Raw genomic sequence first — 14,363 nt, 5'->3', positions numbered from 1 at the left:
GATGAAGGCCCTCCGCAAGACCGCGCCCGAATTCGGGCTGCTGCTGGACGATCCCGCCGAGCCGCCTGCGCCCGGGCCGGGCGAGGTGGTGGTGCGCGTCGAGAATGTCGGCATCTGCGGCAGCGACGTGCACGCCTATGAGTGGACGGACGGCTACCAGTTCATGACGAAGCGCCTGCCGCTGACCATGGGCCACGAATTCGCGGGCCATGTCGCCGCGGCGGGGCCGGGCACGCCCTGGAAGGTCGGCGACCGCGTCGCTGCCATGCCGGGCATCACCTGCGGCGCCTGCCCCTCCTGCCGGAAGGGCGATCCGCGCAACTGCACGCAGCGCGAGACCGTCGGCCTGACGGTGGATGGCGGCTTCGCGCGGCATGTCCGCCTGCCTGCGGCCAATTGCATCGCGCTGCCCGACAATGTGGACACCGAGGTCGGCGCGCTGGCCGAGCCGCTGGTCGTGGCCTGCGAGGCGGTGGTCACGGCCGAGATCGGTCTTGGCGACACCGTGCTGGTCCTGGGGCCGGGCACGATCGGCCAGGGACTCGCCATCATGGCGCGGGCGGCCGGTGCCTCCCGCGTGATCGTGGCGGGACGCGGCGACGCGCCGCGCTTCGACGTGCTGCGCGCGCTCGGCTTCCACGACATCGTGGACGTGGCCGAGGGGCCGCTTTCCGAACAGGTAATGGCGCTCACCGGCGGCCAGCCCGTCGACGTGGTGCTGGAGGCCACGGGCTTCCCGACCTCGATCAACGAGGGGCTGACGGTCCTCCGCAAGAGCGGCGTCATCGTCGCCGTCGGCATTCACGCCGCGCCGCTGACCATCCCGCTCACGGAATTCGTGCGGATGCGCCACCAGCTCCGCGCCTCGCATGGCGGCTCGCGTGCCACCTGGGACCGCGTGCTGCGCCTCCTGTCGCGTGATCCGGAGGGCTTCCGGCCGATGATCACGCATCGGCTGCCGCTGGAGCGCGGCGTGGAGGGCTTCGAGCTTTCGCGGCAGCGCGCCGCCAGCAAGGTGATGCTGCAGCCATGAGCAACGCGGAACGCATCGCCCTCGTCACGGGCGCCGCGCGCGGCATCGGCGCGGGCATCGCGAAGCGCCTGGCCGAGGCCGGGCATCCCGTCATCCTCACCGACGTGATCGGCGAGGTGGAGGAGACGGCGAAGGCGCTCAGGGAGGCCGGCCACGACGCCCGCGCCCTGCGGCTCGACGTGGCGGACGAGGCCGAGGTCGCGCGGCTGCCGGAGCGGATCGGCGCGGACTGGGCGCGGCTCGGCGTCGTCGTCAACAATGCCGGCATCTCGCCCAAGCACGAGGGCAAGCGCCGCCCCGTCTCGGAAATGCCCGCCGCCGAATGGCGCCGGGTGCTCGAGGTGAACCTGACCGGCGCCTTCCTGGTCAGCCAGGCCTGCATCGCACCGCTGCGCGCCCGCGGCTGGGGCCGCGTGATCATGATCACGAGCCAGGCCTCGCGCACCAAGAGCATGATCGCGGGCGCCCATTACGCCGCCTCGAAGACCGGCCTCATGGGCTTCGCGCGCAGCCTGGCGGGCGAGCTCGGCCCCCATGGCATCACGGTCAACAGCATCGCGCCCGGACGCATCGAGACGCCGATGTCCATGGGCGCGGCGCAGGGCGCGAACGAGGCCTTCCTGGTCAATGTCCCGGTGGGCCGCGTCGGCACGCCGCTGGACGTGGCGGAGGTCGCGACCTTCCTGGCCTCGGATGCGGCCAGCTATCTCAACGGAACCACCATCGATGTGGGCGGCGGCAGCTTCATGCCCTGAGGCAGCCGGCAAGGGAGGAACAAGAATGAACAGAAGGCAGGCCCTCTTGGCCACGGGCGGCACGCTGATGCTGCCCTCCCTCGCGCGCGCGGCCTGGCCGGAGCGCGAGATCACCGTCCTCGTCGCCTATGGCGCGGGCGGCTCCACCGATGTCTGCACCCGCGCGGTGGCGGCGGAGGCGGAGAAGATCCTCAACGTCCCCGTGCAGATCGTGAACCGCACGGGCGGGCAGGGGACCAGCGCCCCGGCCCAGGCCGCGACCTCGCGGCCGGACGGCTATACGCTCGCGACCGCCGGCATGGCGGCACTCGCGATCATGCCGCATGTGCTGGATCTGTCCTACACGCTCGACAGCTTCAGCTACCTGCCGGGCTATGCGCGCTACCTCTATGGAATCGCCGTCCCGGCCGACAGCCCGTTCCGCACGATGGCCGAGCTGATCGATGCCGGAAAGCAGCGCCGCCTGACCTTCGCCGCTGCCGGCGCGCCGCAGAATATCGGCATGTTCGAGCTGAATGCCCGGCTGCGCACGCGCTTCGGCTTCGTGCCCTTCCCGGGCGGCGCGGAAGCGGTCACGGCCGCCATCGGCAAGCATGTGGACTTCGTGGTCCAGAACCCGCCCGAGATGCTGCCCGCGCTGCAATCCGGCCGCCTGCGGCTGCTCGCTTCGGCCAGTGACGTGCGGTGGAAGGAGTTCCCCGATGTCGGCACCCTGCGCGAGCAGGGCATCGACCTCGCGGTGGACAGCGTGCTCGGCCTGGTCGGGCCGAAGGACATTCCGTCGGAGCGCGTGGAGCTGCTGTCCCGCGCCTTCCTCCAGGCGGCGCAGGCGCCGGCGGTGGCCGACACGCTGCACCGCTTCGGCATGATCCCCGCGCCCGTCGCGGCCGCGGATTTCGAGCGCATGCAGCGCACGGCCTTCGCGGAATTCGGCCCGCATCTGCGCGCCGCCGGCCTGGCGAGGCGCTGAGATGGAGATCGCGATGAAGCGCCGCGGCCTGATCCTCGGCTCCTCCCTGCTGGCGGTGCCGGCCCTGGCCCAGGCCCGCTGGCCGGACCGCGAGGTCACCGTGCTGGTGCCCTTCGGCGCCGGCGGCTCCACCGACGTCTCCGTCCGCGCGATCTGCGCCGAGGCGGAGAAGATCCTGGGCGTGCCGATGCAGATCGTGAACCGCACGGGCGGGCAGGGGACGGCGGCGCCGACCCAGGTCTCGCAGGCGCGGCCCGACGGCCACACCATCGGCAGCGCCGCCATGTCCGGCCTCGCCATCGCGCCGCACATGTTCGAGGTGGGCTACACGCTCGACAGCTTCGCCTATCTGCCGGGCACGGCGCGGTTCCTCTATGGGATCGGCGTGCGGGCCGACAGCCCCTACGGCTCCATCCAGGACCTGGTCAACGCGGCCAAGGCGCGCCGCATCACCTTCAGCGCGACCGGGCCGCCGAACAATCTCGGCCTCTTCGATCTCAACCGGAAATACGGCACGCGCTTCGGCTTCGTGCCCTTCCAGTCGGGCGCCGAGGCAGTGACGGCGGCGATCGGCGGGCATGTGGAGGCGACGTCGCAGACGCCGCCGGAGATGATCCCGGCCATCCAGTCCGGCCGCATGCGCATGCTCGCCTCTGCCAGCCCCGCCCGCTGGAAGGAGTTCCCGGACGTGCCGACCCTGCGCGAGGCGGGCTTCGACGTGACCATCGAAAGCCTTCTCGGCTTCGTGGCGCCGCGGGGCGTCCCGGCCGAGCGGCTCGCGGTGCTGGGCGATGCGATCCAGCGCGCCGCCGCCATGCCGGCGGTGGAAGAGGCCCTGGGCCGCTTCGGCATGGTCCCGGCCATCCAGACCGCGCCGGAGTTCGAGCGCGCCATCCGCGAGGGCTTCGTCCGCTACGGCGAGCAGCTTCGCGAAGCCGGGCTGGCGCGGCGCTGATGCGGGGCTATGCGCGCGGCGTCGGCATCGCGGCCCTGATCTTCGCCGGCCTCGCGGGGTGGGAGGCATCGCGCCTGCAGACCTGGTCGCCCTTCGAGGGGCCGGGCCCCGGCCTGGTGCCGCAGATCCTGGCCGTGCTGATCGCGATCGCGGCCATCGGCGTCATGGCCGCGCCCGGCGACGGGGAGCTGGAGGGCGGCGAGGCGTCGCCGCTGCGCTCCCGCTGCTTCCTCGCCTACGGCGCGGCGATGCTCGGCGTGGCGATCGCGCTGCCCTATCTCGGCTTCATCGTCACGGGCTTCGCCGCCACGCTGCTGGTGCTGCGCTTCGGCGAGAACCGGCCGATGAGGGAGTCGCTCCTCTGGTCGGTGGCGCTGGTGGCGGGTGTGACGCTGCTCTTCGGCACGGCCCTTGGCGTGCCTTTCCCCGAAGGCGCGGCGGAGCGGCTGATCGCTTCGTTCGGCCTGCTGCGCCTGGGCTGAGGAGAGTTTCCCCATGATGGACGGGCTTCTCCAGGGCTTTGGCGTCCTGATGACCTTCCAGAACCTGAGCCTCTGCCTGATCGGCGCGGTTCTCGGCACGCTGGTGGGCGTGCTGCCGGGCCTCGGCCCGGCGACGACCATCGCGCTGCTCCTGCCGATCAGCCTCAAGCTGGACCCGACGGGGGCCATCATCCTGCTGGCCGGCATCTATTACGGCGTGGCCTATGGCGGCACGATCACCTCCGTGCTGATGCGCATCCCGGGCGAGGCCTCCTCGGTCGTGACCTGCATCGACGGCTATGCCATGGCCCGGAAGGGCCGGGCGGGCGCGGCGCTGGGCATCGCGGCCATCGGCAGCTTCATCGCGGGCACCTTCGGCGTGCTGGGCGTGATGCTGCTTTCGCCGCCGCTGGCGGAGCTCGTCATCGCCTTCGGCCCCTGGGAATATGCGGCGCTGATGCTGGCGGGGCTTTCGCTCATCGCCTTCTTCGCCGCCTCGGGCGTGGCCAAGGCGGCGCTGATGGCGCTGGTCGGGCTTTTCCTCGGCTCGGTCGGCCTGGATCCCATCACCGGCACCTCGCGCTTCACCTTCGGCATTCCCGCGCTGGTGGACGGGGTGAATATCGCGCCGCTGGCGCTCGGCCTCTTCGGCCTGTCGGAGCTGCTGTTCCTCGCCCTCTCGGGCGACAAGAAGCCCGAGATCCTGCGCCCGCCCTCCACGCTGCTCGGCTTCATGCCGAACCGGACGGAGTGGAAGCGCAGCGCCATGCCCATCGCCCGCGGCTCGGTGCTCGGCTTCTTCGTCGGGCTGCTGCCGGGCGGCGGAGCGGTGCTGGCCTCCTTCCTGTCCTACGCGGTCGAGAAGCGGCTGACGAAGTATCCGGAGGAGTTCGGCAAGGGCGCCATCGAGGGCGTCGCCGGCCCGGAGAGCGCCAACAACAGCGGCACGGCGGGCGCCTTCATCCCGCTGCTGACGCTGGGCATCCCGTCCAATGCCGTGACGGCGCTGCTGCTCGGCGCGCTGCTGGTGCATGGCGTGCAGCCCGGCCCGATGATCCTGGAGCGGCAGCCGGAGCTCTACTGGGGCGTCATCGCCTCCATGTATCTCGGCAACTTCATCCTGCTCGTGCTGAACCTGCCCTTCGTGGGCTTCTTCGTGCGCGCGCTGGAGGTGCCGCGGCGCTTCATGGCGACGGCCATCCTGCTCGTCTGCGTGATCGGCACCTGGAGCACCGGGCTGAACCACTTCGACGTGCTGCTGGCGGCCGCCTTCGGGATCGTGGGATTCCTGCTGCGGCGGGGCGGCTTCGATCTCGGCCCGCTGGTGCTGGCCTATGTGCTCGGCCCCACGCTCGAGCGCTCGCTGCGCCAGGCGCTGCTGATCTCGGACGGGGACCTCACGCAGGTGGTCCATCATCCGATCGCGCTGGGCTTCCTGATCGTCTCGGCGGCGGTGCTGCTGAGCGGCCTCGTCTTCCGCAAGCGGCCGGCGGTGGTGCAGGACGGCGGTTCCTGACGGCGAGGGGGCTTCCGCTTCCGCGGAGGCCCCAGGGCTGCCTCGGTTCGGGCGGCCTCAGTTCTCGAGATGCGCGAGGAGGTTCGTTCCGCCCTCGAGGATGTCCTGGCGGATGGCGGCCGCGGCCGCCGCGCCGTCCCGGCGGCGCAGCGCCTCCAGCACCAGAAGGTGCGGATGCGGGTCGGCGACCGTCACGCCCTGCTCGCCGAAGAGGTAGTTGAGGAAGGGGCCGCTCTGCGACCACAGCCCCTCCACGATCTTCAGCAGGCGCGGCATCTCGGCCGCGGTGGCCAGGCCAATGTGGAAAGCCTCGTTCCACTTCAGGGAGGAGGCCAGGTCCTTCCGGAGCTTGGCCGCGGCCAGCTTCTCGTGGGTCTGGGCCAGCTTCGCGATTCCGCCGGGCGTGATCGCCGCCGCCGCGCGCTCGGCCCCCATGCCCTCCACGGTCATGCGCAGGTCCCGCAGCTCCAGATAGGCGGCGCGGGAGAGCATGGGCACCGAGATGGAGCGGCCGGCCTGCATCTCCAGCGCGCCCTCGGCCACGAGCTGCAGCAGCGCCTCGCGGACGGGGGTGAGGCTGGTGCCCAGCCGTGTCGCCAGGGCGCGGCCGTTCAGCCGCAGCCCCGGATGGAGCTCGCCCGTCATCAGGGCCTTGCGCAGCTTCTCATAGGCGATGGCGCTGAGGCTCTGCCGCCCGATCGGATCGAGCGCGCCGCCCGTCTCCGCTTTTCCCTCAGTGACGGCCATGGACGCCGTTGTGCCCCGATTCATGAATGACGGGGCAGATGGCATCGGAGCTCATCCCTTCGCAAGCGGAGACGTCATGTCGATGTAGGAGGAGGCCAGCGAGGTCCGCACGTCGATCACCGTCGGCACCCGCGCGGACAGGGCCGATTGGAGGGCGGACGCCAGCTCCTCCGGCCGGTTCACGCGGTGGCCCTGGCAGCCCATGGCGGTCGCGATGGCCGCGTAGTCGAAGTCGTTGAACTCGGCGGCGAAGGGCCCGCGCGAATGCAGCGACCAGCCGAGCGCGCTGTTGTTGAAGACGACCACCGTGATGGGGATGTCGTTCTCCAGCGCCGTCAGCAGGCCGTTCATCGTCATGGAGAAGCCGCCATCGCCGCAGACGGCCACGACCGGGCGCTCGGGATGGATCAGCTTGGTCGCCATGGCGGCGGGGATGGCGAAGCCCATGGGGCCGGCGCCCGCGGCCATGACGAAGTGGCCCGGCCGGCGCGTCTGGTAGAGATGCATCATGAAGATGCGGTTCTCGCCGGCATCGCAGCAGATCATGACGTCCTCCGGCAGGTGCCGGTGCAGCTCGCCGATGATCCGCTGCGGCAGGACGGGGGCGTCGGGCGCGTTGTATTCCGGGAAGTCGAAATAGCCGTGCGCGCGCCGGTGCGCCGCCACCCGGGCCTCGCCGGCGGCGCGGCGGTCCTCGGGCAGGTGGTCGAGGAGCTGCGTCATCACGGCGCCCGCATCGCCCAGGAGCTGGTGCTCGGCCGGGTAGGTCCAGGCGGCGTTCTTCGGCTCCACGTCGATCTGGATGAAGGTCTGGCGCGTGGGATCGAGGAGCGCGGTGTTCTCCCGCGCGGTGTCGGAGGCGGTGAGCTTGGAGCCGGCGACGATCACGAGGTCGGCCTCGGCCACGGCGGCATTGGCCGCGGCGGTGCCGAAGGTTCCGAAGACGCCGAGGGCCAGGGGATGCACCTCCTCCAGCACGCCCTTGCCGGAGGGCGTGGTGACGACGGGCGCGCCCAGCCGCTCGGCCAGGCGGCGCAGCTGGGGATAGGCCTGGGCGATGCGCACCCCGTTGCCCGCGACGATGATGGGGCGCTCCGCCGCGCGGATGGCCTCCGCGGCGGCGGCCACGCGCGCGGCCTCGGCCAGGCTGGGCGGGGGCGGGAGGTAGTGGGAGGTGGGGTAGAGGCGCGGCTGCGTCTCCGGCCCGACATGTCCGGCCAGGGCCGCGAGGCTCAGCAGCACCGCCACCGGCCCCGGCTGCCCGGCCATGGCATGCTTCACGGCCAGCTGCGTCGCCTGCACCGCCATGCCGGGATCGAGCGCGGAGAAGACCTGCTTGGTCACGCCGCCGAAGCTGCGGCGGGCGTCCCAGCTGCCATAGTCGCCGGTGCCGGACTGGTAGGGGCCGTGCAGCGAATAGGCGGGCGTGTCGCTGAAATCGGTCAGCAGCAGCATGGGCGAGCTGGAGAAATAGGCCTCGATCGTGCCGATCAGCCCATTGCCCAGCACCCAGGGCCCCTGACCCAGCACGACGCCCGGCTTGCGGGTGAGGCGGCCGTAGACCTCGGCCATGACTCCCGCCAGGGATTCCTCACGGACGAGCACGGTGCGGATCGCGTTTTGCTGCCGGGAGAGGGCACCGAAGACGGTGCCGGTATGGCCGCCGGAGATGCCGAAGACCATCTCGATCCCCGCCTCCTTGAGGACGAGCGCGATGGCGTCCGGGGTGGGGATGCGCTCCTGCAGCATCGGGACGACGGTCATCTGGCGGGTTCCCTCCTCATGTTGGAGGGAAGATTACGGTTATATCGTATAATGAACAACGGCGCGTGGCAGAGCGCATGCGACAGGGCCGGCGCCCCGATGGGCGCCGGCCGCGACGGGATTGGAGAGGAAGGCCCGGCTTCCGCCGGACCGGCGCTCAGCGCCGGCGGTTGAAGACGCGCGCCAGATGGTCGCCCGCCAGCTGCACGGCACTGACCAGCAGGATCAGGATGACGATCACATAGGCCATCACGGTGGTCTCGTAGCGCTCGTAGCCATAGCGGATGGCGAGGTCGCCCAGGCCGCCGGCGCCCACCGCGCCGGCCATGGCGGAGGCGCCGATCAGGGCGACGGTGGCGATGGTCGCCCCGCCGATCAGCCCCGGCAGCGCCTCCGGCAGCAGCACGTGCCAGATGAGGTGGCGGCGCCGGCAGCCCATCGCCTGTGCGGCCTCGACCAGCCCGTGATCGACCTCGCGCAGGCTGACCTCGGTGATGCGGGCGAAGAAGGGGATCAGGCTGATGGAAAGCGGCACGACCGCGCCCCAGACGCCGATCGTGGTGCCCACCACGAAGCGGGTGAAGGGCAGCAGCACCACCAGCAGGATGATGAAGGGCACTGCGCGGAAGCCGTTGATGACCAGGCCCAGCAGGCGGTTGAACGCCGGCAGCGGGAAGAGCCCGCCGCGCTCCGTCGTGACCAGCGTCACCCCCAGCACCAGCCCCGCCGCGAAGACGATGAGGCAGGAGACGCCCACCATCGTCAGCGTATCGGCCAGGGCCCGCAGGCAGCGCTCAATTAGTAAGGGGGACATGGCCCAGAACCTCGATGCGGTCGGCCAGCGCGCCGGCGCGGGCCAGGCGTTGCGGCAGTTCCGTGGGAGACAGCTCCACGGCCACGATGAGCAGGCCCTGCGGATGGTCCTGGATGCGGTCCACGCCGCCATGCAGCAGCCGTAGCGTGGGGCCGAGGGTGGCGGCGAGGGCGGCGAGCGGCGGATCGCCCCGCCTGTCGCCCGCATAGCGCAGGCCGAGGAGGGTCTCGTGCGGACCGGGCGGCGGCGTGGCCTGCAGCCGGGCGTGAAGCTCGGCCGGCAGGTCGTGCACCAGCGGCCGCAGCAGCGCCGCGGTCGCGGGATGGGACGGCGCGCCGAAGACGCGCCAGACCGGCCCTTCCTCCACCACGCGCCCGCGCTCGAGCACGGCCACGCGATCGCAGATCTCCCGGATCACGGCCATCTCATGCGTGATCAGCACGATGGTCAGGCCGAGCCGGCGGTTGATGTCGCGCAGCAGCGTCAGGATGGACTGCGTCGTCTCGGGATCGAGGGCGGAGGTCGCCTCGTCGCAGAGCAGGATCTCGGGCTCGTGCACCATGGCGCGCGCGATGCCGACGCGCTGCTTCTGCCCGCCCGAGAGCTGGGCGGGATAGGCGTCGCGCTTGTCGGCCAGGCCGACGAGATCGAGCAGGTTGCGCACCCGCTCCTCGATCACGCGGCGCGGCAGGCCGGCCACGCGCAGCGGCAGGGCGACATTGCCGAAGACCGTCTTGGCGGAGAGCAGGTTGAAGTGCTGGAAGATCATGCCGGTGCGCCGGCGCAGCGCGATCAGCCCGTCATTGTCCAGTGTGCCGACATCCGTGCCGGCTACCAGCACGCGGCCGGAGCTCGGGCGCTCCAGCCGGTTGATGGTGCGGATCAGCGTGGACTTGCCGGCCCCGGACCGCCCGATGATGCCGAAGATCTCCCCCGTGCCGATCGCGAGGTCGACCTCCGCCAGCGCCGGCGCCGCGTCCGGGGCGTCGGAGAAGCGCTTGCCCACCCGTTCGAAGACCACCGAGGGCGGCAGCGGGGCGGTCGCCTCCGGCAGCGGCGCCGCGGGCGCCTCCGACGGCGGGGCGGTCAGGATGTCCTGGCTCATGCGGGTCAGAAGGCCGGCAGCACCGAGCCCTGAAACTGCTCGGCGATGAAGCGGCGGACATCCTCGGACTGGTAGGCGCGCACGAGGCGCGGGCCCCAGGGCGCGTTCCGGTCCTGCTCACGGACCGCGATGATGTTGACGTAGGGGTTGTTCTCCCGGGCCTCGATGGCGATGCCGTCGCGCGTGGCGAGGAGGTTCACCTGCGAGGCCCAGTTGTTGGTGATGATGCCGGCGTCGAACTCCACGATGGAGCGCGCCAGCACCAGCCCCGGCACCTCGATCAGGCGGAACTGCCGCGGATTGGAGGCGACGTCCGCGAGGGTGACCGTGTCCTTGAAGATGTCGATGCCGCTGCGCAGCGTGATCAGCCCCTTGGCGGAGAGCAGGATCAGCGCGCGGGTCTGGTTGGAGACGTCCTCGGGGATGCCGATGCGCGCGGCCTGCGGCAGCGCCTCGAGGGAGCGGTGCTTCCTGGAATAGATCGCGACCGGGGAGATGTAGGTGTCCCCGATCGGGACGATCCGGTAGCCGCGCGCCCGGTTCTCGGCGTTCAGGAAGGGGATGTGCTGGAAGGAGTTGGCGTGCAGCTCGCCGTCAGCCAGCGCCCGGTTCGGGCTGACCGTGCCGGTGATGACGATGGCGTCGATCGTCAGCCCGTCGCGCGCGGCGACACGGGTGACGACCTCGAAGATCTGCTCGTCCACGCCACCGCGCACGCCGACCTTGAGGCGGTTGAGGTCCTGTGCGTGGGCGGAGCGCAAGCCGGGCAGGATGGCGGCGGCGGGAAGGGCGGCAAGCAGGGAGCGTCTGTTCATGGCGAACTCCTGGAGGCGTGGTTCAGGGGGCGCACGGCCGGCGGGCAGCGCACGAAGGGATCACGAAGGGATAGGGTATGGGCGGTTCCGGGCACTCGTTGCCCCGCGGGGAGGGCGCGCGGCGCTAGGCGGCAAGCGCCCGACATCGCGCCTGCACCGGCCGGTGCGGCGGCGTCAGGCTCTCGGCGTTCTGGGCCTGGAGGCGGAAGGTCATGGTGAATAGGAATAACAACAAAAATTAACAGTGCAACTGGTTTTTCAATCCTTGTGATGTGTAGAAAGGTCTCCTCATCGAGCGAGACCGATGGTCTCCCAACAGGATCAAGCCATGTCCGCACCGCCCCGCCGCAACTTCATCACCGCCGCCGCCCTCGCCGAGGCCTTGCGGGGTGGGGCCCGCCCCGTCCTGCTCGACATCCGCTTCGATCCGGGTCGGGGCGCGCAGCCGGCGCGCTACCTGCAGGGTCATCTCCCCGGCGCGCATTTCGTGAGCCTGCCCGAGCAGCTCGCCGATACGAGCCTCAAGGGGCGCGGGGCCAATCCCCTGCCGGATCTGGAACGCCTGCAGGAGGCCGCGCGCGCCTGGGGCCTCACGGCGGAGAGCGAGGTCGTGGTTTATGACGACACCACGGGCGGCCCGGCCGGCCGCGCCTGGTGGGTCCTGCGCTGGGCCGGGCTGCCGAATGTCCGTATCCTGGAGGGCGGGCTGGCCGCCTGGAAGCGGGCCGGTTTCGCCCTGGAAGAGGGCGAGGCGGCCGCGGCCGCGCCGGGGAACATCACCCTGCGCGCGGGCGGCCTCCCGCATCTCGAGGCCGGCGAGGTCCTGGATTTCGTGGTGCAGGGCACGCTGATCGATGCGCGGCCGCGGCTGGATTTCTCCGGCGAGGGCAAGAAGCACATCCCCGGCGCCCGCAGCCTCCCCGCTTCCGCGCTGCTGGATGCGGAGGGCGCCCTGCTGCCGCCGGAGCGGCTGCGGGCGATCCTGGCCGAGAGCGGCGTCGATCTGAGCCGGCCCGTCGCGGCCTATTGCGGCGGCGGCGTCGCCTCGACCTTCCTGCTGGCGGCCTTGTCGGAGCTGGGAACGGAAACGGCGCTCTACCCGGGCTCCTGGTCGGAGTGGACGGCCGATCCGTCCCGGCCCGTGGAGGCCTGAAGGCGCTTTGGGAGGAAGGCGGTGCAGCTTTCCTCCCGCTCGCTCTCGTCAGGCGACGACGGCGCGGTGCAGCAGGCGGTGCTGCGTGCCGAAGTCGCCGACGCCGCGGTGCTGCACGAGGCGGTTGTCCCAGATCACCGCCGCGCCCTCTTCCCAGCGGAAGCGCGTCTGGATCTCCGGCGACTTGATGACGTCGAAGAGCAGGCTGAGCAGGGCCTGGCTCGCGATCGGCGACACGCCGACGATGCGCGTGGTGTAGAGCTCGCTCACGAAGATCTGCTTCCGGCCCGTCTCAGGATGGGTCTTGATCACCGGCGTCTCGATCGGCGGGTTGGCGGCGCGCTGGCGGGCCAGCAGCTCGGCGTCATGGCCGTAGGCGTAGGTGAGGAAGCCCTGCGCGTCGAAGGACTGGATGGCCGTCAGGGTCTCCAGATAGGTCGCCAGCAGCGGGTCCAGCAGGTCGTAGGCCGCGGCGGCATTGGCGAAGATGGTGTCGCCGCCGGCCTCGGGCACCACCTCGCCGTAGAGGGCGGTGAAGCGCGTGGGCTCGGGCTGGAAGGCCTGGTCGATGTGCCAGATGTAGTTGGCGCGGGTCTTCTTGGTGCGGGAATCGATGGTGTTCATCGCCCGGTTCACCTGCGACTTCGGCGTATGGGGCGTGCCTAGATACTGCGGGCTCCCGAAGAGCTTCACGACCTCGACGAAGTCGGCGGCCGCGAAGCTGCCCGGCGCGAAGACCAGGAAGCCGCGGTTCAGCAGTTGGTCGTAGAGGAACTGGCGCACCGCGGCATCGGCCAGATGCGCGACGCGGAAGCCCTCCACCCGGGCGCCGAGGACCGGGCTGTGGGGGATGAGCCGCACGTCGCCGACCTGTTCCGCCCCTTTCCGCCAGGGCGCGACGTCGAGCACGCGCAGGGGGTCGACGAGCGGGGCGGGCCGTGGGGCTTCGGCGGTCAGTGTATGGGCACTCATCTGGGCAATCCTTTCGATGTGCCGGCACGGGCACGGCATCCACAGGGCGGCCGGCAGGGCATTCAACCTCAATTCACTATGTATTGAAGACAATAATGTCAATACACGATAATTTATCGTTATTGAGGGGCGGTGGTGCCGTCGGCGGCCCATCGGAACTGGCCGTCACGGCAATATCGTTGTCGTTGCGGTGAAAGATGCCTAGTTTGGGAATGATGGGCGGTTTCCGGATCGCCTGCCGAGGCAAAGAGTATTCCCATGATCCCCGAGATCATTTCCAACCGAGACATCCCCGTCGCCCAGCAATTCGACGCCTGCCGCAGCTGGTTCTCCTCGGCCTTCGAGATCACCAATCCGAACGATCCGGCCGAGGGCTTCCTGTCCGAGAGCCGCTACTGGCCGCTGGACGGGCTGGCCGTCGCGCAGGTCGGGGCGCCCGCCGTCCGGAACACCCGCACGAGCACGCTGGTGCACCGCAATCCGATCGATCACTGGGTGCTCACCGTGGGGCAGCAGCCGACCGGGATCAGCACCGCGGCCTCCTCCGTGCTCATCCCCGCGCAGACGCCGTTCCTCGTCTCCATGGCGCAGTCCTTCGCGAGCGAGCGCGCGGCGGATGAGAGGCTGCAGTTCTACCTCCCGCGGGACACCTTCGCCGATCTGGCCGGGCAGCTCGACGCGGCCTGCTGGCTCGGCCTCGAGACCGGGCTGGGCCGGCTGCTGCGGGATTTCCTGCGGGGCGTCATGCGCAGCCTCGCCGAGGCGCAGCCCAGTGACCTGCCGCATGTGACGGCGGCGGTGCGCGCCATGGTCGGCGCCTGCGTCGTGCCTTCGAAGGACCGCCTGGCGGAGGCGTCCGGGCTGATCGGCGCGACGCGCCTCGACCGGATCCGCCGCGCCATTCGCCAGCATCTGGACTCGCCCGACCTGGGCGCCGCCAGGCTCTGCGCGCTCGTCGGCGTGTCGCGCTCGGAGCTCTACCGCCTGCTGCAATCCGAAGGCGGGGTGGGGCGCTACATCCAGCGCCAGCGGCTGCTCCGCTGCCGCGAGCTGCTGGGCGATATCTCGAACACCGCCTCCATCGGCGCCGTCGCGGCCAGCGTGGGCTTCGACGATCCGTCGCAGTTCAGCCGGTCTTTCAAGCGGGAATTCGGCCTGTCACCCACGGATCTGCGCGCCATGGCGCTCGAGAACCTGTCCCTGCCGCGGGCCGAGGCCGCCTTTCCGTCCCTGGGCGCCAAGCTCTCGGCGATCATGCAGCGGCCGCACTGAGCGCGCCCGC

14 protein-coding genes are annotated in these 14,363 nt (G+C 70.9%); 8 read left to right on the top strand and 6 right to left on the bottom strand.

Annotated elements, in window-relative coordinates:
* The first annotated feature begins 1 nt into the window (after position 1).
* The 6 genes from KHU32_RS21925 to KHU32_RS21900 are packed head-to-tail and all read left to right on the top strand — an operon-like array spanning position 2 to position 5,711.
* Positions 2–1,033, top strand: a complete 1,032-nt coding sequence (locus KHU32_RS21925) for a zinc-dependent alcohol dehydrogenase (protein ID WP_213672309.1) — start codon at positions 2–4, stop codon at positions 1,031–1,033.
* Positions 1,030–1,788, top strand: coding sequence for an SDR family oxidoreductase (locus tag KHU32_RS21920; RefSeq protein ID WP_213672308.1), 759 nt, complete (start codon positions 1,030–1,032; stop codon positions 1,786–1,788). Before KHU32_RS21925 ends, KHU32_RS21920 begins: the two co-directional genes overlap by 4 nt.
* A 25-nt stretch (positions 1,789–1,813) precedes the next feature.
* Positions 1,814–2,758: a Bug family tripartite tricarboxylate transporter substrate binding protein gene (locus KHU32_RS21915; RefSeq protein WP_213672307.1), complete on the top strand. Its 945-nt coding sequence runs from the start codon at positions 1,814–1,816 to the stop codon at positions 2,756–2,758.
* A gap of 13 nt (positions 2,759–2,771) precedes the next feature.
* On the top strand, positions 2,772–3,713 hold the full coding sequence (locus KHU32_RS21910) for a Bug family tripartite tricarboxylate transporter substrate binding protein (protein WP_213672306.1): 942 nt from the start codon (positions 2,772–2,774) through the stop codon (positions 3,711–3,713).
* On the top strand, positions 3,713–4,195 hold the full coding sequence (locus KHU32_RS21905) for a tripartite tricarboxylate transporter TctB family protein (protein WP_213672305.1): 483 nt from the start codon (positions 3,713–3,715) through the stop codon (positions 4,193–4,195). The genes KHU32_RS21910 and KHU32_RS21905 overlap by 1 nt, the downstream gene beginning before the upstream one ends.
* 13 nt (positions 4,196–4,208) lie before the next feature.
* Complete coding sequence (locus KHU32_RS21900; protein ID WP_213672304.1) at positions 4,209–5,711, top strand: tripartite tricarboxylate transporter permease; 1,503 nt, start codon at positions 4,209–4,211, stop codon at positions 5,709–5,711.
* Positions 5,712–5,768: 57 nt separating this feature from the next.
* Here the strand turns inward: KHU32_RS21900 and KHU32_RS21895 are convergent, their stop codons facing one another.
* From KHU32_RS21895 to KHU32_RS21875, 5 genes are all read right to left on the bottom strand, one after another.
* Positions 5,769–6,458, bottom strand: a complete 690-nt coding sequence (locus KHU32_RS21895) for a GntR family transcriptional regulator (RefSeq protein ID WP_213672303.1) — start codon at positions 6,456–6,458, stop codon at positions 5,769–5,771.
* A 51-nt stretch (positions 6,459–6,509) separates the two neighbouring features.
* Positions 6,510–8,222 (bottom strand): thiamine pyrophosphate-binding protein, encoded by a 1,713-nt coding sequence (locus KHU32_RS21890; protein ID WP_213672302.1) that lies wholly within the window; start codon positions 8,220–8,222, stop codon positions 6,510–6,512.
* Positions 8,223–8,379: 157 nt separating this feature from the next.
* Positions 8,380–9,036, bottom strand: a complete 657-nt coding sequence (locus KHU32_RS21885) for a methionine ABC transporter permease (protein ID WP_213672301.1) — start codon at positions 9,034–9,036, stop codon at positions 8,380–8,382.
* Complete coding sequence (locus tag KHU32_RS23370; protein WP_213672300.1) at positions 9,017–10,141, bottom strand: methionine ABC transporter ATP-binding protein; 1,125 nt, start codon at positions 10,139–10,141, stop codon at positions 9,017–9,019. Before KHU32_RS23370 ends, KHU32_RS21885 begins: the two co-directional genes overlap by 20 nt.
* 5 nt (positions 10,142–10,146) lie before the next feature.
* Entirely contained in the window at positions 10,147–10,956 is an 810-nt protein-coding gene (locus tag KHU32_RS21875) for a MetQ/NlpA family ABC transporter substrate-binding protein (RefSeq protein ID WP_213672299.1), read from the bottom strand.
* Positions 10,957–11,284: 328 nt separating this feature from the next.
* Between KHU32_RS21875 and KHU32_RS21870 the strand changes: the two genes are divergently transcribed.
* On the top strand, positions 11,285–12,109 hold the full coding sequence (locus tag KHU32_RS21870; protein WP_213672298.1) for a sulfurtransferase: 825 nt from the start codon (positions 11,285–11,287) through the stop codon (positions 12,107–12,109).
* A 48-nt stretch (positions 12,110–12,157) separates the two neighbouring features.
* Here the strand turns inward: KHU32_RS21870 and KHU32_RS21865 are convergent, their stop codons facing one another.
* On the bottom strand, positions 12,158–13,081 hold the full coding sequence (locus tag KHU32_RS21865) for a TauD/TfdA dioxygenase family protein (protein WP_213672297.1): 924 nt from the start codon (positions 13,079–13,081) through the stop codon (positions 12,158–12,160).
* Between the two features lie 258 nt (positions 13,082–13,339).
* On the opposite strand from KHU32_RS21865, the gene KHU32_RS21860 reads away from it, so the two are divergent.
* On the top strand, positions 13,340–14,353 hold the full coding sequence (locus KHU32_RS21860; protein WP_213672296.1) for a helix-turn-helix domain-containing protein: 1,014 nt from the start codon (positions 13,340–13,342) through the stop codon (positions 14,351–14,353).
* Positions 14,354–14,363: the final 10 nt, after the last annotated feature.

Source organism: Roseococcus pinisoli, from assembly GCF_018413645.1.
In the GTDB taxonomy this organism is placed as follows: Bacteria; Pseudomonadota; Alphaproteobacteria; order Acetobacterales; family Acetobacteraceae; genus Roseococcus; species Roseococcus pinisoli.
This window is presented reverse-complemented; position numbering and strand designations above follow the sequence as displayed.